Raw genomic sequence first — 19,630 nt, 5'->3', positions numbered from 1 at the left:
CAGTTGGCGCCCGCCAGCGCCCTCACCGCCAAGCGCTGACGCGCCCGACGACCCATGACCCCTTCCGACCTGTCATTCTACCGCCCGAACGTGGGCGTGGTGCTCTTCCACCCGGACGGCCGCGTCTGGCTCGGCAAGCGCCGCAAGACCGAGGGCCCGCATTGCTGGCAGTTCCCGCAGGGCGGCGTCGACGACGGGGAGGACCTGGAAGCGGCCGCGCGCCGCGAGCTCCGGGAGGAAACGGGCGCGACATCGGCGACCTACCTCGGCCGAACCGACGGCTGGCTCACCTACGACTATCCGCCGCTGGTGGCGCGGGAGTTCTCGCGCGGCTGGAGGGGGCAGAAGCAGGTCTGGTTCGCGCTGCGCTTCGACGGCGACGACGCCGAGTTCGACCTGGCCTCGCACCACCAGCAGGAATTCGACGCCTGGCGCTGGGGCTACCTGGCCGAGGCGCCGGAGTTGATCGTCCCGTTCAAGCGCGCGACCTACGAGGCGGTCGCCCAGACCTTCGCGTCATTTGCCGCGACCGCGAGCCCCACGGCCTGATTCCTGCACGCCGCCTTCGGACTTCGGTCTACAGTACGAGCGACGCCCGGGCGGGCGTTCGGGGGACAGCATGCCGATCGTTGTGATGGTTCACGGCGCCTTCTGTGGCGGCTGGGCCTTCGAGGCCTTCCGCGAGCCGTTCGAGGCGCGCGGCTGGACCGTCCATGCGCCGGACCTGCCGGGCCACGGGCCGGACGGTTCGGTGGCGGGCCTGTCCATGCGCGACTATGCGCGGGCGGTCGTCAAGCTGAGCGAGACCCTGCCCGAGCCTCCCGTGCTGCTGGGCCACTCGATGGGGGGACTCGTCTGCCAGCTCGCGGCGCGGCAGATGCGCCCGAGGGCTTTGGCGCTGCTCGCGCCATCGGCGCCCTGGGGCGTGCCGGGTTCCAGCGTCGAGGAGGCGATCACGGCGTTCGGCGTGCAGATGGTGGACCCGTTCTTCTCGGGCGCGGTGCCGGCGGACCGCCACCTGATGCGCCACCACAGTCTCGACCGCGTCGCCAGGCCGGGGCGCGACGCCATCCTCGAGCGCCTGCGGCCCGAGAGCAGCCGCGCGGTGCGCGAGGTGCTGAACTGGTGGCTGGATCCCTTCATGACCACCAGCGTCGGACCGGGTCCGCTGCCGTGCCGCTCGCTGGCGCTCGCCGGCGACCGCGACGTCGTCCATCCCGCGGCCACCATCCGCCAGACCGCAGAGCGCATCGGGGGCCGCTTCCAGGCGCTGCCCGGCATGAGCCACTGGCTGATCGGCGAGGAGGGCTGGGAAGAGGTGGCCGAGATCGTCCTGGACTGGCTCGACGCCGAGGTCCGGGTCGACGCCTAAGCGCGGTTGCGGGTCAGCGCCCAGCGGGCGAGGCCGAACGCGGCGACCAGCGCCCAGGCGCCTTCCATCACCGTCGCCGAGAGGTTGAAGTCGCCGGCCAGCAGCGAGGCCAGGATCAGGCTCGCGCCGATCAGGTTGGCGAGCAGCGAAAGGGGCTGGTTGGCGTCCAGCCGGCCCATCGCCGCGGCCGCATAGGCCACCAGGATCATCAGCACGCCGACGAGGCCGACGGCGTCGAGCACGTTCAGCAAAAGTGGACCCCACTTTTGCGCCCGGAATGCGTGCTCGTCTCTTGGCGATGCGCCACCCGGGCGGCGAACCGGTGTCCACCTCGCCTGGTGGCGCGCAGCGCGCTCATTACAGCGTGCGTTCCTGATACTGCATCGTGCCGGTGTCGAACTTGGCCGACAGCGGGCTGTCGTCAGGCTTGCGCACGGTCGAGAAGTTCAGGCCCACCGACCTGTTCTGCTCAAGGTACTCCCACGAGCGGCGCACGCGCTTCAGGCCGTCCGGATCCTGCGGCTGGGTGTAGTTGGCGGTCGGGTCCAGCGGCGGCTGATGCACGAACGACCACACGTTCAGCGACTTGGCGATGTCGACGTCGGCGCCCATCGCGTAGCGGAGTTCGACGTTGCAGACGGTCTTGTTCGAGCCTGTCGGGAAGACGATCACCTGCGAGGCCTTGTTGTCGGCGTTGAACTGCCGGCTCCAGGTCTGGTCGCGGCGGTTCATCTTGAAGCCGTTGGCCTTGGCGATCGCGTCCAGAGACTGGCCGCGCACGACCGGCACGCAGACCTTCTCGATGACCTGGATCGCGTCGAAGCCCGGGCCGGACGTGGGCAGGGTCGGCGGCGGCGGCGCGGGCGTTTCCACGGTCGGCGCCGCAGCTTCCGCGGCCGGCGGAGCCGGAGCTGCGGCCGGGGCGGGAGGGGCCGCCGGCTGGGCGGCCGGCTGAGCGGCCGGGTCCTGAGCGTAGGCCGCGCCGGCGAGGCCGGCGGTGACGAGAAGGCTCGAGAGGGCGAGGCGCATGTTCAAAAACCCCTGACTAGGCTGGGCATAGAACTTGGTCATAACGCCCTATGCAAGGCCCGAAGACGGCCAATTTACGGCAGTCAAATTAATCCCTGTTCAGGCAGCTTCCCGAGCGTGCTCCGCGAGGATCGTGAGCCCCTCGGGCGTTACGTCGGCGAAGCCCCCCCGCACCTCGTAGGTCACGACCCGGCCGTCGGCATGGACCCGCACGGGGCCTTCCTTGAGCGCGGTCATGAACGGCGCGTGGCCGGCCAGGACCCCGAAGTCGCCTTCGGAGCCCGGCGCATCCACCTGGTCCACCAGGCCCGAGAACAGCTCCCGTTCCGGCGAGACCAGGGAGAAGTGCAGCTTCTCGGCCATCGGTCTCAGGCTTCCGCAGCGAGGGCTTCGGCCTTGCGGACCGCGTCCTCGATCGTGCCGACGTTGTAGAAGGCAGGCTCGGGCAGGTGGTCGTACTCGCCGTCGACCACCGCCTTGAACGAGCGGATGGTGTCTTCGAGGCTGACCAGAACGCCGGGCGTGTTGGTGAACTGCTCGGCCACGTGGAAGGGCTGCGAGAGGAAGCGCTGGATCTTGCGCGCCCGGGCCACGATCAGCTTGTCCTCTTCCGACAGCTCATCCATGCCGAGGATGGCGATGATGTCCTTCAGCGCCTTGTACTGCTGCAGCGTCTCCTGCACGCGGCGGGCGACCTGGTAGTGCTCCTCGCCGATCACCAGCGGGTCCATGATCCGCGAGGTGGAGTCGAGCGGGTCCACGGCCGGGAAGATGCCCTGGGCGGCGATGTCGCGGCTGAGCACGGTCGTCGCGTCCAGGTGGGCGAACGAGGTGGCCGGCGCCGGGTCGGTCAGGTCGTCGGCGGGCACGTAGATGGCCTGCACCGAGGTGATCGAACCCTTCGAGGTCGAGGTGATGCGCTCCTGCAGGTTGCCCATCTCCGTGGCCAGCGTGGGCTGATAGCCCACGGCCGAGGGGATGCGCCCCAGCAGCGCCGACACTTCCGAGCCCGCCTGGGTGAAGCGGAAGATGTTGTCGATGAAGAGCAGAACGTCCTTGCCTTCCTGGTCGCGGAAGTACTCCGCCTGGGCCAGGCCGGTGAGGGCGACGCGGGCGCGGGCGCCCGGGGGTTCGTTCATCTGGCCGTAGACGAGGGCGCACTTGGAGCCTTCGGTCGAGCCGTTGTTGTGCTTCGGGTCCACGTTCACGTTGGACTCGATCATCTCGTGATAGAGGTCGTTCCCCTCGCGGGTCCGCTCACCGACGCCGGCCAGCACGGAATAGCCGCCGTAGGCCTTGGCGATGTTGTTGATGAGCTCCTGCATGGTCACGGTCTTGCCCACGCCGGCGCCGCCGAACAGGCCGATCTTGCCGCCCTTGGTGTAGGGGCAGAGCAGGTCGATCACCTTGATGCCGGTGACGAGCACTTCGGCGGAGGTCGACTGCTCGGCGAACGAGGGCGCCTCGCGGTGGATCGGGCTGGTGAAGGTCAGCGGGATCGGGCCGGCCTCGTCGATCGGGTCGCCGATGACGTTCATGATGCGGCCCAGCGTGCCGGGGCCGACGGGCACCATGATGGGCTTGCCGGTGTCGACGACCGGCTGGCCGCGGGTCAGGCCCTCGGTCGTGTCCATGGCGATGGCGCGCACGGTGTTCTCGCCGAGGTGCTGGGCGACCTCGAGGACCAGACGGAAGGGCTCGCCCGTCCGCTGGTCGGTGTTGGTTGTCTCGAGCGCGTTCAGGATCGCGGGCAGGTGACCCTCGAACTCCACGTCGACGACGGCGCCGATGATCTGCACCAGCTTGCCGGTGGCGCCGGCCTGGGCGGTGGTCGCCTTCGGGGCGGCGGCGGACTTGGCCGGCGCGCGCTTGGCCGGAGCCTTCGCGGGGGCCTTGGCGGCGGGCTTTTTGGCGGTGGTCGTGGCCATCGTTCTCTCTCGTATGATCGGTCTAGATCGCTTCGGCGCCGGAGATGATCTCGATCAGCTCCTTGGTGATCTGCGCCTGGCGGGCTCGGTTCATTTGCAGGGTCAGCGCCGAGATCATGTCGCCGGCGTTGCGGGTGGCGTTGTCCATCGCCGTCATCTGGGCGGCGAAGAACCCAGCCTGGTTCTCCAGCATGGCGGAGAAGATCTGGGTGGTGATGTTGCGCGGCAGGAGGTCGGCGAGGATGGTCGCTTCGTCCGGCTCGTACTCGTAGGACGCGCCCTTCAGGTCGATGGGCGTCGCGCCGGCGGCGACCTCGGCCGGGATCAGTTGGCGCGCGGTCGGGGTCTGGGTGACGACCGACTTGAACTGGCTGAAGAAGAGCGTGACGACGTCGACGTCCCCGCCCTCGAACATCTCCTGCACCTTGGCCGACACGGCTTCGGCGGCGCGCAGCGACGGGTTCGCGCCCACCTCGTAGGTCTCGACCAGGCGCGTGGCGTGCAGCCTACGCAGTTGGTCGCGGGCCTTGCGACCGGCGGTGATGATCCTGACGTCCTTCCCGGCGGCCAGGAGGCCGTCGATGTGCTGGCGCGCGGCGCGCACGATCGAGGAGTTGAACCCGCCCGCGAGGCCGCGGTCCGAGGTGGCGACGACCACCAGGTGGCGCTGGTCCGAGCCGGTGCCGACCAGCAGCTTCGGCGCGCCGTCGCCGCTGACGCCGGCGGCCAGGTTGGCGATCACCGCCGCCATGCGCTGGGCGTAGGGGCGCGAATCCTGCGCGGCGTTCTGCGCACGGCGCAGCTTCGCCGCCGCCACCATCTGCATCGCCTTCGTGATCTTCTGGGTGGATTTCACCGCAGCGATCCGATTGCGCATCTCCTTGACGCTGGCCATACGCCGTCAAGCCTTCCTGAAGAGCCACCAGGTGCTGTCGTCCATCACGGTCGTCCTTCGCCAGAAGAACCCGTAGTCGACCAGCACGAGGTCGGGGAAATTGTCGAGGTAGAGCGACCCGAAGTCGTTCTTGAAGAGCAGGTCCGTCTCACCGCGGTAGGGGATCGTCTCGGCCTTGGGCGAGAAGTATTCCGCGCAGAAGACGTACTTCGACGAGACACGGTGGATCTCGCGCATCGTCCGGTCGAGCAGGCTGGGATCGACGTGGATCAGCACGCCGGACGTGAAGGCCAGCTCCACCGCGCCGTCGGCCAGCGGGATCTCGTGGCCGAAGCCTTCGATCACGCGGTCGGCGGACAGGATGCCGTCCTCGACCAGGCGCCTGCGCGCGGCCGGGTTCGGCTCGATGCCCCAGAGGTCCATGTCGGCGATGGCCTGGATGCCCTGCAGGTTGAGGCCCACGTTCGGACCCACCTCCAGCGCCGACTTCGGCATGTCGCCGACGACCGTGCGGAACACCTCGCCCCAGACGCGCGCGCGGCCGCGGACGGCGTCGGTCGTACGGACGTTGCGGTCCGTGTACCGATCGCCGAACTCGCCCGACCAGGCGTCCAGCGCTTTGGGTTGATCCGCGGCCATCCGTCTCAAGCTTAGGCGAAGGTGTCCGCGAACGCGCCGAGGACCGACTTCAGGCGGTCTTCCACCGGGCCGAGGTCCTTCTTGGTGCGGATCTCGTCCAGCAGGTCCTGATGCTTGCCGTGCAGGTGGCTGAGCAGTTCGCGCTCGAAGCGGCCGACCTGGGCGGTCGCGACCTTGTCGAGGTAGCCGCGGGTGCCGGCGTAGATCACCGCCACCTGCTCCTCGACGGCCAGCGGCGCGTACTGCGGCTGCTTCAGGAGCTCGGTCAGGCGCTCGCCGCGGGCCAGCATGCGCTGCGTGGCGGCGTCGAGGTCCGAGCCGAACTTCGCGAACGCGGCCATTTCCCGGTACTGGGCGAGCTCGCCCTTGATCGGGCCGGACGCGGCCTTCATCGCCTTGATCTGCGCCGACGATCCCACGCGCGACACCGAGATGCCCACGTTCACGGCGGGGCGGATGCCCTGGAAGAAGAGGTCGGTCTCGAGGAAGATCTGGCCGTCGGTGATCGAGATCACGTTGGTCGGGATGTAGGCTGACACGTCGTTGGCCTGGGTCTCGATGAGCGGCAGGGCCGTCAGCGAGCCGGCGCCGTTGTCCTCGTTCAGCTTCGCCGCGCGCTCCAGCAGGCGGCTGTGCAGGTAGAACACGTCGCCCGGATAGGCTTCGCGGCCCGGCGGGCGGCGCAGCAGCAGCGACATCTGACGGTACGCGACGGCCTGCTTCGAGAGGTCGTCGTAGATGATGACGGCGTGCATGCCGTTGTCTCGGAACCACTCGCCCATGGCGCAGCCGGCGAACGGCGCGAGGAACTGCAGCGGGGCCGGCTCGGAGGCCGTGGCCGACACGACGATCGTGTAGTCGAGCGCGCCGCGCTCCTCGAGCGTCTTGACGATCTGAGCCACCGTCGAGCGCTTCTGCCCGATGGCGACGTAGATGCAGTAGAGCTTGGCCTTCTCGTCGTCGGCGGCGTTGACGCTCTTCTGGTTCAGGATGGTGTCGATCGCCACGGCGGTCTTGCCGGTCTGGCGGTCGCCGATGATCAGCTCGCGCTGGCCGCGGCCGATCGGGATCAGGGTGTCGATGGCCTTCAGGCCGGTCTGCACCGGCTCATGCACCGACTTGCGCGGGATGATGCCCGGGGCCTTCACGTCCACGCGGCGGCGCTCGGCCACGTTCTGGAGCGGGCCCTTGCCGTCGATCGGCTCGCCCAGCGGGTTGACGACGCGGCCCAGCAGGCCACGGCCGACCGGCACGTCCACGATCTCGCCGAGGCGGCGGACCTCGTCGCCTTCGCGGATGGCGCGGTCTTCGCCGAAGATCACGACGCCGACGTTGTCGCGCTCCAGGTTCAGGGCCATGCCCTTCACGCCGGCGGAGGGGAACTCCACCATTTCACCGGCCTGGACGTTGTCGAGGCCGAAGACGCGGGCGATGCCGTCGCCGACGCTCAGCACGGAGCCGACGTCCGATACGTCGGCTTCTTCACCGAAGTTCGCGATCTGCGACTTGAGGATGGCCGAAATCTCGGCGGCGCGGATATCCATCGTTCTTACGCTCTCTTGAGGGCGAATTTCAGGGAGTCGAGCTTCGACTTCAGCGAAGCATCGAAGAGGCGGGAGCCGACCTTCACCTTGATCCCGCCCAGGAGGGCCGGATCGACGCGGGTCGTGATTTCAGGGTCCTTGCCCAGCGATTGGCGGAGCGCCGCGGCGACGCCCTTGGCCTGGGCGGCCGTGAGCGGGACCGCGGTGGTCACCTCTGCCGAGACGGCGCCGCGGGCGGCGGCCGACAGCCTGGCGTAGGCGTCGATGACGTGGGGCAGGGCGGCGGCGCGGCCGTTCGAGGCCAGCAGGCCCAGGAACTTCAGCGTCGTCATGTTGAACCTGGCCTTGGCGCCCAGGGCGACCAGGCCCTTGCCCTTGTCGTCGGCGCTGAAGGTCGGCGAGCCGATCAGGGTCCGCAGCTCCTTGGAGTCCGCGATCGCGGCCTTCAGGGATTGCAGGTCCTTCTCGACGGCGGCGACGTTCTTCTCATCGGTCGCCAGATCGAAGAGGGCTTGGGCGTATCTGAGGCCCACATTCGCTGCGCTGGAGTCGTCTGCCACTAGTGTCCGCCCGGGTCGTATGTCGCGAGCCGCAAACGGACCGGTCCGCTGCGACTAAAGGCTTGAAAGCGCTTGAGAAAAGCACGCAGACACTAGGGTCGCTTACGACCCCCTGTCCAAAGCCGCGCGCTCACTAGCACGGGGCGTTGTGCGCCGCAACCGAGAGGGACGAGGGCTAACCTAAGGGAAGTCGCGGCTAGTCGTTTGCGGCCGGTGATCCCAGCCAATCCTCGCGGCCGTGCCGAAGACGAAGGATGAGAACGTCGTCGCCGTCCGCTCGGTAGACGATCACGTGCGCCTTGAAAGGGTGGACCCTCACCGGGCGCCGGAATTCCGTTCGATCACGCGCGATGCGGGGGTTGGCGGCGAGCAGATCGAACGCATCGTAGAGGTCGGCGAGATAGCGATCGGCCTGAGCTTCACCGAACATCGCCTCGCCTGCAGGTAGACGTCGATGATATCCTGCGTTGCCGGCTTGCTGATCCTATAGACCACGGCGTGCGCGAGCTTGTTGTCGCGCCTCGGCGAGGATTTCGTCGAGGCTTCGGTCGCTCACGCCGCCCGCCTCCGCCTCGTCGATCAGGCGCTGCATGTTGGCGATCTTGTCCGCCCGCTCCTGGTCGCGGCGGATGAGGTCGCGGACATAGTCGCTGACGTTGCCGTATCGGCCGGTGCGGGTCTGGCTCTCGACCCATTCCTTCATCGCGTCGGGCAGAGAGACGTTCATCGTGGCCATGCGCCGGATACTGGCGTGATGGCAAAGATTGTCAACAGCCCGATCCGGGCCTCATGAGCAAAAAAGAAGCCCGCGGGTTTCCCCGCGGGCCAGGCGTGACAGAAGCTCGACTAGAGAGCTGCTGGGAGTCCGTGGGCCTACTGCTTCGCGAGCGTGGTCGAGCCGGCCTTGGCGACGGCCTTGGCGTTGCAGTCGGCGAGCTTGGCTTCGTCGAGCGACTTGCGGCCGTCGAACGCGGCCACGACGCCCACCTTGTCGGCGATCGTCCTGCAGGTGGAGACGGCGAAGGTCTGCGAGGTCGGCGCGACCGCGACGCAGGCGTCGCCGTCGCAGTTGAACATGGCGCCGCCGGCGATGAACTTGGTCTTCGCCGCGACGGGCGAGGCCAGCTTGGCGGTGACGGCGTCGGCGGCCAGAGCCTGGCCGGCGGTGAGGGAGGCGAGGGCGGCGCAGGCCGCAAGGATTTGGAGCTTCATTGAGCCCTCCAGCATTCGGGGAGTTGTCAGCATCAAGGATTTGACTACCGGCTCGGCCCGCCGCGTTTGGGTCGCCGCCGGGTATCCCCTCCCGTTGGCGCACGTCGAACTGAGCGATGTAAAGATAACGGTGTTAAGATCGGTCGTGCAACTGCAAAATGTTCTATAGCGCTATGCGGGAATGCAGAGCCGATCTGCGACGATCGACGCTTCATCGACCCTCCGCCCTCGAAACGCCGCGGTTCGCGGACACCCGTTCATGTCCCGTCAACCATGTTGGGCGTTCCGTCGGCCTTGGCTAGGAGCAAGGCCGTCCAGGACGGTCGCGAGCGGTTAGGAAGAACATCCGAATGGCCAATGCGCAGCCGCCGGGCCGCGGGCGCCAGAAGCCTGAGCGCGCCAGGCGCACGGTCCTGCAGGGGCTGATCTACTGGACGCTCGTGCTCGGCGTCTGGGGGCTGATCTTCGTGGTCGCCTTCTTCGCGGTGTTCGCGGTCGGCCTTCCCGACACGTCCAAGCTCTACGAGGTCAAGCGCCAGCCCTCGATCAGCTACCTCGACCAGTCGGGCGGCCTCATCGCGGTGCGCGGCAGCCAGTACGCGCCGCCGGCCGACCTCGACCGGCTTCCGCCCTACGTGCCCAAGGCCTTCGTCGCGATCGAGGACCGCTGGTACTACTGGCACTTCGGGTTCAACCCTTGGGGCATCGCGCGCAGCCAGATCTACAACATGCAGCACAAGGGCGAGGGCGGGCCGTTGCGGGGCGGGTCGACCATCACCCAGCAGCTTGCGCGCAACCTCTTCCTGACCGCCAACCAGAACTACCGGCGAAAGGCCCAGGAGCTGATCCTGGCGGTCTGGCTCGAGGCCAAGTTCTCCAAGAAGCAGATCCTCGAACTCTACCTGAACCGCGTCTACTTCGGGGCCGGCGCCTACGGCATCGAGGCCGCCTCGCAGCGCTACTTCAGCAAGCCGGCGGCGCAACTGACGCTGGGCGAGAGCGCCCTGCTCGCGGGGATCATGAAGGGGCCGTCGCGCTATTCGCCGGCGGGCGAGGACGGCCGCGCCGCCCGCCGCGGGGCCCTCGTGCTCCAGGAGATGCTGCGGGCGAACTTCATCACCCGGGCCGAATACGATGCGGCCATGCGCGCGAAGGTGCGCGTCAATCCGGTGCTGGCGAACCAGCGCGCCCAGTACTTCACCGACTGGGTGGACGGCCAGGTGCGCGCCATCGTGGGCGAACCCACCGAGGACCTGGTGGTCGAAACCACGCTGGACCTTTCCCTTCAGGCGAGCGCGGAGAAGGCCCTGGCGGCCGGCGTCGCGGCGGCGAAGAGCCAGGGAGTCGAACAGGGCGCTCTGGTGTCCATCGACGGTCGCGGCCGGGTCCGCGCCTATGTAGGGGGCACGAACTACCTCCAGACCCAGTTCGACCGGGCCACCATGGCCCGGCGCCAGGCCGGCTCGGCCTTCAAGCCCTTCGTCTACCTGGCGGCCATGGAGGCGGGGCGGACCCCGGAGACGCCGGTGGTCGACGAGCCGCTCAGGATCGGGACTTGGGAGCCGCGCAACTACACCGGCGAATACCTGGGCCCGATCACCGTCCGCACGGCGCTCGCGCAGTCGGTGAACACAGTGGCCGCGCGCCTCGCCAACGAGGTCGGCACGGCGAACGTCGCGGCCACGGCCCGGCGGCTCGGCATCTCGTCGCCGATCCAGTTGGACCCCTCCATGGCGCTGGGGGCGGTCGAGGTCTCGCCGCTGGAGATGGCCCAGGCCTATGCGCCGTTCTCGAACGGCGGCTTCCTGGCCCGGGCCTATGCGATCACGCGCATCCGCACGCCGAGCGGGCAGGTGCGATACGAGCACGGCGTCGACGAGGCGCCGCGGGCGCAGGTGATCGGGCAGCCGGCGCTGGCCGAGATGGTCAGCATGATGCGCGGCGTGGTCACGGGCGGCACTGGCGCGAGGGCCAACATCCCGGGCTACGACCTCGCAGGGAAGACCGGCACCACCAGCGACTACAGGGACGCCTGGTTCGTCGGCTACACGGGGGGTTTCGTCACGGCGGTCTGGGTCGGCAAGGACGACAACAAGCCCATGAAGCGTGTCACCGGCGGTGCGGCGCCGGCCGGCATCTGGCGCGACTACATGACCGCCGCGCTGCCGCGGCTGCAACGCCTGAAGACCGGAATCCCGGGCGGCGACTATGTCCCGCCGCCGCCGGAGGACGACGGCCCGATCGACCAGATCATCGACGGCGTCACCGGCTTCTTCCGGGGCGACCGCAACGAGCCGCCGCCCTCCGAGTTCGAAGACCGCCCGCCGGCCCGCGCGCGCGACCGCGACCGCCGCCAGCAGGACCCGCCGTTCTAGCGCCCGAAGGCGTGCAGCCGGGCGCCCTCGGCCCGAAGCCAGGCGCGGTGGCGGCGCTCGTCGCCGACCAGGCTGCGCACGTGGGCCCAGAAGCGCGGGCCGTGGTTCAGCTCCAGCAGGTGGGCGCACTCGTGCGCCGCGACGTAGTCGGCCACCTCGAAGGGCGCGAGCGCGAGACGCCAGGAGTAGCGGATGTTTCCGGCCGCGCCGCGCGGCCCGGGCCTGCACGAGCCCCAGCGCGACTTGGCGTCGGCCACCGTCACCTTCGGCATCGGCGCGCCCAGCGCGGCGGCGTAGTGGGCGGTTCGCGCGGTCAGGACCGCCGCGGCCCTGGCCTTGATCACGAGGATGACCGCGCGGGTGAACCCCTCGCCTTCGCCCATCGCCGTGATCCGGGGCGTCGATCCGTCGGCCGGCTCGATCCACCGCGCGCGGCCGGTCCCGGCCTCCAGCCGCACCGGACGCCCGAACACCTCGATCAGCATGCCGGGTCTCAGCGCCTCGGCGGCCGGCAACTCGGCCAGGCGCTCGACGATCCAGGCGGCGCGCTCGCGCGCGAAGGCGGCGGCCTCGGGCAGGCGGCGCAGGGACGGCGCGGTGGCCACGATCTCGCGGCGGGTGCGGTCCAGCCGCAGCGACACGCGCCGGGCGCGCCGGTTTACCTTCAGCCGCACGGAAGTCCCGGCGATGTCCAGCCGATCGCCGTCGGCAAGGGAAGGGCTGCGACTCAGCAGGTTCATCTGCCGGGAATCTAGGGGGTCGTCCCCCTGAAGCGAAGACCGGGCGCCGCGCTTCAGGTCTTGGCGGACCGCGGGCGCATCTGCACGACGCCGTCCTGCTCGGACGCCTTGGCGGCGACCGCGGCGGGCTTGCGCTGCTGGCTCTTCTCCATTCGGCGGACGAAGTCGCGGACCCGGGGGTAGATCTCCTCGCGGAACCGCTTGCCGTTGAAGACGCCGTAGTGGCCCACGAGCGGCTGGATGTAGTCCTCCTTCAGCTCGTCCGGCAGGCCGAGGCAGAGGCGGTGGGCGGCCTGCGTCTGGCCGATGCCCGAGATGTCGTCGTTCTCGCCCTCGACCGTAAGCAGGCCGATGTCGGCGATCCGCTCGGGCCTCACCTTGCGGCCGCGGTGCTCGAGTTCGCCCTTGGGCAGCAGGTAGCGCTGGAACACGACGTCGATCGTCTGGAGGTAGAACTCCTCGGTCAGGTCCAGCACCGAGAGGTACTCGTCGTAGAACTCCAGGTGCTTTTCGGCGCTGTCGCCGTCGCCGGCCATGAGCTGCGCCAGGTACTTGCGGTGCGCCTCCTGGTGCTTCTCCAGGTTCATGGACATGAAGCTGGCGAGTTGCACGAACCCCGGATAGACGCGCCGGCCCGCACCCAGGTGCGGCGGCGGCACGTTGTAGATCATGTTCGACTCGAACCAGCCGAACGGCCGGTCTTCGGCCAGCTTGTTGGTGACCGTCGGCGACAGGCGCGCGTCGATCGGCGAGCCCATGAACGTCATCGAGGCCGGGCGGCACTCTTCCTCGTCCTCGGCCATCAGCGCGGCGGCGGCCAGCACCGGCGGACCCGGCTGGCAGACGGCGACCACATGCGGCCGCGGGCCGAGCTGGCGGAGCATCTCGCGGATGTGGTCGATATAGTCGTGGAAATCGAAGCGGCCCTCGACGATGGGCACGTCGCGGGCGTTGGTCCACTCGGTGATGAACACCTCGTGGTCCTGCAGGAAGGCCTCGACCGTACCGCGCAGCAGGGTCGCGTAGTGGCCGCTGAGCGGCGCGGCGATCAGGACCGCCGGCTCCAGCTCGGTCTTCCCGGCGCGGCGCAGGTCGCTCATGTCGCGGGCGAAGTGGGTCAGCTTGCACCAGGGCGTCGACCATACCTCCTGCGTGCGCACGCGCACGTCGCGGCCGTTGATCTTCACCTGGTCGATCATCCACTCGGGCCGACCGTACCGGCGCGTCAGGTTCGCGAAGAGGTCGGAGGTGGCGTAGATGCGCTTGGCGATCTCGCTGTCCGCCGCCGGATTCAGCGGCGAACTCCAGAAGTCCCGCGCCGCGAGCGCCGCCCAGCGAAGGGGAGAGGCCGCGTAGTAGCCGGCTTCGTAGAAGGTATAGAGCATCTGGATCGCCTTTGTGCGCCGCAACATACCATGTGGAGAGTTAACGGCTCGCGCAAGGCCAAGGATGCGGCCTGCGAGGAGATTCCGACAGTGCGCCGAACAGCGCAGGCATGCGGCGCCGCCACATGGCGGCGATCAGCAGCTCGCCGCGTCGTCTCCGTTCCGCATGGCGGCCCTGATCTTGGCCACGGTCTGCTCGGGCGTGAGCTCGTAGGGCAGCACACACGCGAAACGGCCCCTGGGATTCATCAGGTAGCTGTAGGCCGCGTGGTTGACCTGGTAGTCCGCCCCTTCGCCGACCTTCTGGTGGAAGACCCGATAGGCCTTGGCGGTCGCGTCCACCTGCGCCTGCGACCCGGTGAGGCCGACAAGCCGCTTCGGGAAGGCGGGGTTGGCCACGTAGGCCTTCATCTGGGCGACCGTGTCCCGCGCCGGATCCACGGTGACGAACACCGTCTGCACCTTGGCGGCGTCCGGCCCCAGCAGCGGCTCGACCTGGCCCATCTCGAAGAGGGTGGTGGGGCAGATATCCGGGCAGTGGGTGAAGCCGAAGAAGACGACACTCCACTTGCCCTTCAGCACGTCCTGGCTGACCGTGCGTCCGGATGTGTCGATCAACTGGAACGGACCGCCCACGGCCACGGTTTGGGGGGCGGGGCCCAGCACGCCTCTGCGGACGGCGAGACCGGTGAGTATGGCCAGCGCGATCGCCAGGACTGCGACCAGCGCCAGGATCCGCCTGGACATGCGAACTCCCTTGCGTGGGCGGCCCGGGAAGATGGGCGCATGAACGACACGCCTGCCCGGAGCGTCGGCCTCGATACGGCCACTCCGAACGCGCCGCAAGACGTGTGGGACACCGCCGCGATCCGCCGCGGTCACCTGCGGGTGCGCACGCTGGTCACGGTCCGCTGGATGGTGATCGTGGGCGAGGTGGTGCTGCTGGCCGCCATGGCCTTCCTGCTGCGCTACCAGGCGCCGTACCTGCCCTGCGCCGTGGTCATCGCGGCGGGCGCGTTCGTGAACCTGCTGACGTCGCTCGCCTGGCCGATGCAGAAGGTGCTGTCCGACGAGGAGGCGGTCGCGCAGCTCGCGCTGGACGTCCTGCAGCTCTCTGCCCTGATGAGCCTGATCGGCGGCGCGGCGAACCCGTTCGTGCTGGTGCTGATCGCGCCGGTCACCCTGGCCGCCGCGACGCTGCCGCTGCGGCCGCTGCTCTTCCTGGGCGGTCTCGCGTCGGTGGCCTCGCTGCTGCTGGCGGTGGTGTCGCTGGCCTACCCCGCCGCGACGCCCGAGCCCCGGCTCTCGCTGGAGTACCGGCTGATGTCCGGCGTCGCCAACGTGGCCGGCATCGTCCTGATCGCGGGCTACGTGCGTCAGTCGGTGGTCGAAGCCGCCCGGGTATCCCTGGCCCTCGACGTCACCCAGACCGTGCTGGCCCGGGAACAGCGGCTTTCGGCCCTCGGCGCGCTGGCGGCCGCGGCGGCGCACGAGCTCGGCACCCCGCTCGCCACCATCTCCATCGTCGCCAAGGAGATGGCGCGCGAGGCGACCCTGCCGCAGGTCAAGGAAGACGCCGACCTCCTGATCGTGCAGGCCGAACGCTGCCGCGAGATCCTGAAGCGCCTGGCCGCCACGCCGGACAAGGCCACCGACGAGGTGCATGAACGGCTCTCGCTGCGCGCCCTGGTGCAGGAAGTGATCGAACCGCACGCCGCGGCCAGCAAGGAGGTCCGCGTCGAGGCGATCGTCACCGGCGCCAAGGACGTGAAGACGCCCGACATCCGCCGCCTGCCGGAAATCACCCACGCCTTCTCGACTTTCGTTGAGAACGCGGTCGACTTCGCGAGGTCCGAGATCCTAGTGTCCGCGCGATTCGACGCCGAGACCGTCACCATGGAGGTCCGCGACGACGGCCCGGGCTTCGCGCCCGAGATCCTCGCGAAGCTCGGAGAGCCCTATGTGACCAGTCGCCCGGACGCCGAAGGCTCGCGCACCGGACACATCGGCATGGGCCTCGGCTTCTTCATCGCCAAGACCCTGCTGGAACGGACCGGGGCGGATGTGACGTTCCACAATGCGAAGCCTCACGGCGCCGTCGTGGCGGCCCGTTGGCCTCGATCACTGGTTGAGGCAGTTTGATGTACACGCAGCGAAGCTTGCAGAAACGCGTTTAGGTGCGACACTCTGACGCAAGTTCCACCGGAGGAACGAGTCACATGACAGACCTTGCCACCGAAGTCTCCAGTCTGCCCGACAAGAGCCTGCTGGTGCTCGACGACGACGCGCCGCTGCGCACCCGTCTCGGCCGCGCGCTCGAGCAGCGGGGCTTCGAGCCCACGCTGGTCGGCAGCGTGCAGGAGGCGATCCAGGCCGTGAAATCCCACGCGCCGGCCTACGCCGTGCTGGACATGCGCCTGGAGGACGGGTCGGGGCTGAAGGTGGTGGAGGCGGTCCGCGACGCGCGCCCCGACGCCAAGATCATCATGCTGACCGGCTACGGCAACATCGCCACGGCGGTGCAGGCGGTGAAGGCCGGCGCGGTGGACTACCTCTCCAAGCCGGCCGACGCCGACGACGTGGTCCGCGCGCTGCTGGCCAAGGGCGACGCGGCCCCGGCGCCGCCGGACAACCCGATGAGCGCCGACCGGGTGCGCTGGGAGCACATCCAGAGGGTCTACGAGCTCTGCAACCACAACGTCTCGGAGACGGCGCGGCGCCTCAACATGCACCGCCGCACCCTCCAGCGGATCCTGGCCAAGCGCGCGCCGCGCTAAGTTCAGAGCGTGCCGTGTGATCCTTCTCCCGCAAGGGGAGAAGGATCTTGCGGGGCGACCTTCACAGCTCCGCCACCTGCACCCCCGCCGCTCTGAGGGCCGCCAAGCGGGCGAAAGCCAGGGTGAGCGCCTTCCTGCGCGCGCCGGCCAGGGCCTCGACGGACGCCTCGCGCAGGATGGCGCCGCCGAAGCCGTCGGCGACGATGAGGCCGGGCTCTTCGGGCAGGATTTCGCGCGGGAACTCCGGCGCGACGGCGAAGGCGAAGGCGTCGCAGTAGGGACGGTACTCGGGCCACTTCAGGTCGACCCGGAAGTCCTCGATCCCCGACTTCACCTCGACGATGAAGATCTCGCCTTTCGGCCCCAGCGCCATCAGGTCGGCGCGGCGGCCGTTGGGCAGGGTCACCTCCGCCAGGGGCGCGTAGCCCAGGGCCGTCAGCAGCCGCGCGGCCCCGCGGGTGACCGACGTGGTGATCTCGGGACGGGTGATGACGACGGCGACGTCCATGGACGACACCTTGTTCCGCCTTCGTTCCGAGTCAACCCGACTCTGCGGCTCAGCCGCCCATCGGGAGGGGGAACTCCAGGCGCGCGACGTCGAAGCCCATCTGGCGGATGCGGGCCAGCGCCTGGTTCTTCACGGCGGCCGGCAGGACCGGCCGCTGGGACATCAGCCAGAAGTACTTGCCGTCTGCGGTGGCGAGCGCCAGCCAGCCCTGGTCGGGTCGATGCTCGAGCACGACGTAGTTCTGGGTCACCACGCCGCCGAAGAAGGCCATCTTCAGCTTGGCGTTGGTCCTGGGGTCGGAGACGGTCGCCTTCGCCTTCCAGACCGCGAGCGGACCGTTGGCCGCGCCCTTGTGGCACGACTGCACCACCGCGAAGCCGTTGGGCGCCGCCTGCCAGTCGGACGCGCCGGCGACGCAGCCCCTCTGCAGGGAATTCGGCGTGCGGGCCACCTCGTACCAGCGGCCCATCATCTTGGAGATCTCGATGCGGCCCGACGGTTCGACCCCCGCCTTCGCGGCGGAAGCGGGCGCGAGCAACAGGGCGGCGGCAAGCGCCGTCAGGGTCAGGCGTCGGAGCATGTTGCAGTGCAATATACGAAAATCCGGCCCAAGGCTACGGCCGAGGCCGCGCGCCATAGGGACGCACCTGCATCATGACCCGCGGATGAACGCGGGCGTCAGGAGTTGCCGCGCGGCGCTACTCCGCCGCGATCAGAACCTGCTTCGCGCGATCGGCGAAGTTGATCTCCTGCAGGTAGCGGATGCCTTCCTCGGCGATGTCGTCGCCGACCATCTTGTCGCCCTCGTCGCGCAGCTCCTCGAGGTCGACGTACATGGCGTAGAAGGCCTTGGTGCGGTCGGTGATGATGCCGGCGTTCAGCAGCGTCTTCACCAGCACGCGGAAGATGTTGGTCTGCTCCTTCATCCCCTCGCGCCGGCGCTCGTCGCTGATGATCTCGGCCAGCTCGGCGATCACGCGGTCGGGGTCGAGGCCGAATTCCTCGTAGAGGCTGCGCTGCTGGGTCGGGCCCACCAGGTTGAAAAGCAGGGTCTGGAAGCACTGGGCGGCCCAGAGTTCGATGACCTCGTGCTCGGCGGGCGTCAGGTTCGGGATGGTGCGGTCCGCCCAGATCTTCCCGAACTTGTGGTGGAAGGCCTCGTCGGTCATGACCAACTGCATCAGCTTCTTGGCCAGCGGGTCGTTGGTCAGCTTGAAGACGGTGGCGAAGGCGCCCATCGCCAAGCCTTCCACCAGCATCTGCATGCCGACGATCTTCTTGTAGACCTCGGGGCTGCCGATGATGTCGACCAGGAGCGCCTTGAGGGTCGGGCCGCATTCGACGGGGCGGCCCCAGCGGGCCTTGATGTACCTGGCGAAGGCCGTGACGTGCCGGGCTTCCTCGCGGGTCTGGTTGGCCGCGTATTCCTGGGCGCCCTGGTCCTTCAGGACGTGGCAGAGGCTGGCCGACAGGTTCAGCGCCCCCTGTTCGCCGTGCAGGATCGAGGAGAAGGTGCGCAGCGCGAACTGGTTCACGAAGCGGACCCGGTCCTTCTGGGTCTTGAGCGCGTCGGAGACGTAGCTGGTCTGCAGCGAGACCACCATGTCCTCGGGCAGGATCATGACGTTCTCGATGTCGAAGGGCTCGTCGAAGTCGATGTACTTCTTGTCGAGCGGATCCCAGAAGTGGTCGTGGGTCGCCGAGATGATCTTGTCGAAGGCGGTCGAGCGGGCGTTGTAGCGGTCGAGTTCCAGCATCGACTCGAAGTCGTCCGGGGCCACCGCGTCGTAGATCACGTCCTTGGTGATGTTGCCGTCAGCGGCCATGCGCTCGCTCCTTCGCCCGAATGCCGAGCGGAGAATGTGATCTTATCGGTGTTCAGTCAAGGAAAGTGACGCGGGCGTCACCTTCCCGCCCCCTACTCCGCGGCCGCCTCGATGGCGTCGATCTGCGCGTCGGAGAGGCCGAAGTGATGGCCGATCTCGTGGACGAGGACGTGGGTGACCAGCTCCTCCAGGGTGACCTCGCCGCGTTCGGCCCACTCGTCCAGGATCGGGCGGCGGTAGAGGAAGACGCGGCTGGGACCGGCCTCGGGCCCGAACGAGCTGCGCTCGGCCAGGCTGACGCCCGAGTAGAGGCCGGTCAGGCCGAAGGCGTCCTCGATGCCGAGGTCGTCCAGGACGTCGTCCGGCGGGAAGTCGTCGATGCGGAACACCACCTCGCCCGCGAGCCGGCGGAAGCCGTCGGGCAGGGCGGCGAAGGCGCGCTCGGCCAGGGCCGCGAAGTCTTCGAGGGAGGGCGCTCGGCCCCAACTGATCGGGTCACTCATCCGGCATGACGATATGCGGCGCCTCGGGGGGCCGGGTCTCGAACAATCCGATGTCGAGGGGCTGCTGCGGCCGGGTCGGGCGCAGCGGGGCGTGGGCGATGGCGCGCAGCGTGTCCGCTTCCAGCGCCTGGCCGGACCGGCGGGCCTGGCGCGCCTGGGGCGGGTCCGGCGGCCGTTCGGCCGAGCCCACGCGCCAGTACGAGACGGCCAGGCGCCAGACGGTCCTGGGGGGCGTCTTCGGCGGATCGGGCCAGCGGCGGCCGTCGGCGTAGGTGGGCTGGACCTGCCGCGGCCGCGCGGCGCCGTCGGCCACCTGCTCGACGAGGGCGCAGTAGCG

Annotated in this window: 23 protein-coding genes and 1 pseudogene; 5 read left to right on the top strand and 19 right to left on the bottom strand. The window is 69.1% G+C overall.

Annotated elements, in window-relative coordinates:
• Nucleotides 1-54 precede the first annotated feature (54 nt).
• Together JNL41_RS19830 and JNL41_RS19825 are read left to right on the top strand one after the other, a co-directional pair.
• Nucleotides 55-549: an RNA pyrophosphohydrolase gene (locus tag JNL41_RS19830; protein ID WP_293477903.1), complete on the top strand. Its 495-nt coding sequence runs from the start codon at nt 55-57 to the stop codon at nt 547-549.
• 70 nt (nt 550-619) lie between these two features.
• Nucleotides 620-1,372, top strand: a complete 753-nt coding sequence (locus JNL41_RS19825; protein WP_293477902.1) for an alpha/beta hydrolase — start codon at nt 620-622, stop codon at nt 1,370-1,372.
• Here the strand turns inward: JNL41_RS19825 and JNL41_RS19820 are convergent.
• The 11 genes from JNL41_RS19820 to JNL41_RS19770 all read right to left on the bottom strand — a co-directional run bounded on the left by JNL41_RS19820 (nt 1,369) and on the right by JNL41_RS19770 (nt 9,179).
• Nucleotides 1,369-1,623 carry a hypothetical protein gene (locus tag JNL41_RS19820; protein ID WP_293477901.1) on the bottom strand — a complete coding sequence of 85 codons (255 nt, stop codon included), beginning with the start codon at nt 1,621-1,623 and terminating at the stop codon, nt 1,369-1,371. The genes JNL41_RS19825 and JNL41_RS19820 overlap by 4 nt on opposite strands.
• A gap of 106 nt (nt 1,624-1,729) precedes the next feature.
• Nucleotides 1,730-2,401, bottom strand: coding sequence for a hypothetical protein (locus tag JNL41_RS19815; RefSeq protein ID WP_293477900.1), 672 nt, complete (start codon nt 2,399-2,401; stop codon nt 1,730-1,732).
• A gap of 99 nt (nt 2,402-2,500) precedes the next feature.
• On the bottom strand, nt 2,501-2,764 hold the full coding sequence (locus tag JNL41_RS19810; protein ID WP_293477899.1) for an ATP synthase F1 subunit epsilon: 264 nt from the start codon (nt 2,762-2,764) through the stop codon (nt 2,501-2,503).
• 5 nt (nt 2,765-2,769) lie between these two features.
• Complete coding sequence (atpD, locus tag JNL41_RS19805) at nt 2,770-4,329, bottom strand: F0F1 ATP synthase subunit beta (RefSeq protein ID WP_293477898.1); 1,560 nt, start codon at nt 4,327-4,329, stop codon at nt 2,770-2,772.
• A 22-nt stretch (nt 4,330-4,351) separates the two neighbouring features.
• The gene (locus tag JNL41_RS19800) at nt 4,352-5,224 is read right to left on the bottom strand and encodes a F0F1 ATP synthase subunit gamma (protein WP_293477897.1); all 873 of its coding nucleotides are present in this window, start codon (nt 5,222-5,224) and stop codon (nt 4,352-4,354) included.
• A 6-nt stretch (nt 5,225-5,230) separates the two neighbouring features.
• Complete coding sequence (locus tag JNL41_RS19795) at nt 5,231-5,863, bottom strand: pseudaminic acid biosynthesis-associated methylase (RefSeq protein ID WP_293477896.1); 633 nt, start codon at nt 5,861-5,863, stop codon at nt 5,231-5,233.
• Between the two features lie 11 nt (nt 5,864-5,874).
• Nucleotides 5,875-7,407: a F0F1 ATP synthase subunit alpha gene (gene atpA, locus JNL41_RS19790; RefSeq protein ID WP_293477895.1), complete on the bottom strand. Its 1,533-nt coding sequence runs from the start codon at nt 7,405-7,407 to the stop codon at nt 5,875-5,877.
• A 5-nt stretch (nt 7,408-7,412) separates the two neighbouring features.
• Entirely contained in the window at nt 7,413-7,967 is a 555-nt protein-coding gene (locus tag JNL41_RS19785; RefSeq protein ID WP_293477894.1) for a F0F1 ATP synthase subunit delta, read from the bottom strand.
• 196 nt (nt 7,968-8,163) lie between these two features.
• Nucleotides 8,164-8,397, bottom strand: a complete 234-nt coding sequence (locus JNL41_RS19780) for a type II toxin-antitoxin system RelE/ParE family toxin (protein WP_293477893.1) — start codon at nt 8,395-8,397, stop codon at nt 8,164-8,166.
• A 54-nt stretch (nt 8,398-8,451) separates the two neighbouring features.
• Nucleotides 8,452-8,703, bottom strand: coding sequence for a type II toxin-antitoxin system ParD family antitoxin (locus tag JNL41_RS19775; protein ID WP_293477892.1), 252 nt, complete (start codon nt 8,701-8,703; stop codon nt 8,452-8,454).
• A gap of 137 nt (nt 8,704-8,840) precedes the next feature.
• On the bottom strand, nt 8,841-9,179 hold the full coding sequence (locus JNL41_RS19770) for a hypothetical protein (RefSeq protein ID WP_293477891.1): 339 nt from the start codon (nt 9,177-9,179) through the stop codon (nt 8,841-8,843).
• A 350-nt stretch (nt 9,180-9,529) separates the two neighbouring features.
• Between JNL41_RS19770 and JNL41_RS19765 the strand changes: the two genes are divergently transcribed.
• Nucleotides 9,530-11,554, top strand: coding sequence for a penicillin-binding protein 1A (locus JNL41_RS19765; protein WP_293477890.1), 2,025 nt, complete (start codon nt 9,530-9,532; stop codon nt 11,552-11,554).
• Here JNL41_RS19765 and JNL41_RS19760 read toward each other — a convergent pair.
• The 3 genes from JNL41_RS19760 to JNL41_RS19750 all read right to left on the bottom strand — a co-directional run bounded on the left by JNL41_RS19760 (nt 11,551) and on the right by JNL41_RS19750 (nt 14,426).
• Entirely contained in the window at nt 11,551-12,294 is a 744-nt protein-coding gene (locus JNL41_RS19760) for a SprT family zinc-dependent metalloprotease (RefSeq protein ID WP_293477889.1), read from the bottom strand. The two genes, JNL41_RS19765 and JNL41_RS19760, sit on opposite strands and share 4 nt — an antisense overlap.
• A 53-nt stretch (nt 12,295-12,347) precedes the next feature.
• A complete protein-coding gene (phaZ, locus tag JNL41_RS19755) occupies nt 12,348-13,679 on the bottom strand; it encodes a polyhydroxyalkanoate depolymerase (protein WP_293477888.1) in 1,332 nt (443 codons plus the stop codon).
• A gap of 135 nt (nt 13,680-13,814) precedes the next feature.
• Nucleotides 13,815-14,426 carry an SCO family protein gene (locus JNL41_RS19750; protein ID WP_293477887.1) on the bottom strand — a complete coding sequence of 204 codons (612 nt, stop codon included), beginning with the start codon at nt 14,424-14,426 and terminating at the stop codon, nt 13,815-13,817.
• A gap of 39 nt (nt 14,427-14,465) precedes the next feature.
• Here JNL41_RS19750 and JNL41_RS19745 point away from each other — a divergent pair, with 39 nt between their 5' ends.
• Both JNL41_RS19745 and JNL41_RS19740 read left to right on the top strand, forming a co-directional pair.
• On the top strand, nt 14,466-15,821 hold the full coding sequence (locus JNL41_RS19745; protein WP_293477886.1) for an ActS/PrrB/RegB family redox-sensitive histidine kinase: 1,356 nt from the start codon (nt 14,466-14,468) through the stop codon (nt 15,819-15,821).
• A gap of 77 nt (nt 15,822-15,898) precedes the next feature.
• Nucleotides 15,899-16,456, top strand: a complete 558-nt coding sequence (locus JNL41_RS19740) for an ActR/PrrA/RegA family redox response regulator transcription factor (RefSeq protein WP_293477885.1) — start codon at nt 15,899-15,901, stop codon at nt 16,454-16,456.
• 61 nt (nt 16,457-16,517) lie between these two features.
• On the opposite strand, the gene mmcB is transcribed toward JNL41_RS19740, so the two are convergent.
• The 5 genes and pseudogenes from mmcB to JNL41_RS19715 form a co-directional block, all read right to left on the bottom strand.
• Nucleotides 16,518-16,964, bottom strand: coding sequence for a DNA repair putative endonuclease MmcB (gene mmcB / locus JNL41_RS19735; protein WP_293477884.1), 447 nt, complete (start codon nt 16,962-16,964; stop codon nt 16,518-16,520).
• A gap of 49 nt (nt 16,965-17,013) precedes the next feature.
• A complete protein-coding gene (locus tag JNL41_RS19730; RefSeq protein ID WP_293477883.1) occupies nt 17,014-17,544 on the bottom strand; it encodes a lipocalin family protein in 531 nt (176 codons plus the stop codon).
• Between the two features lie 118 nt (nt 17,545-17,662).
• Nucleotides 17,663-18,790, bottom strand: coding sequence for a ferritin-like domain-containing protein (locus tag JNL41_RS19725; RefSeq protein ID WP_293477882.1), 1,128 nt, complete (start codon nt 18,788-18,790; stop codon nt 17,663-17,665).
• A 92-nt stretch (nt 18,791-18,882) separates the two neighbouring features.
• Nucleotides 18,883-19,293, bottom strand: coding sequence for a metallopeptidase family protein (locus JNL41_RS19720; RefSeq protein ID WP_293477881.1), 411 nt, complete (start codon nt 19,291-19,293; stop codon nt 18,883-18,885).
• Nucleotides 19,286-19,630 (bottom strand): annotated as a pseudogene (locus tag JNL41_RS19715) (hypothetical protein); the annotation flags it as partial. The pseudogene JNL41_RS19715 and the gene JNL41_RS19720, both read right to left, overlap by 8 nt.

Source organism: Phenylobacterium sp. (assembly GCF_016793285.1).
Taxonomy (GTDB): domain Bacteria; phylum Pseudomonadota; class Alphaproteobacteria; order Caulobacterales; family Caulobacteraceae; genus Phenylobacterium.
This window is presented reverse-complemented; position numbering and strand designations above follow the sequence as displayed.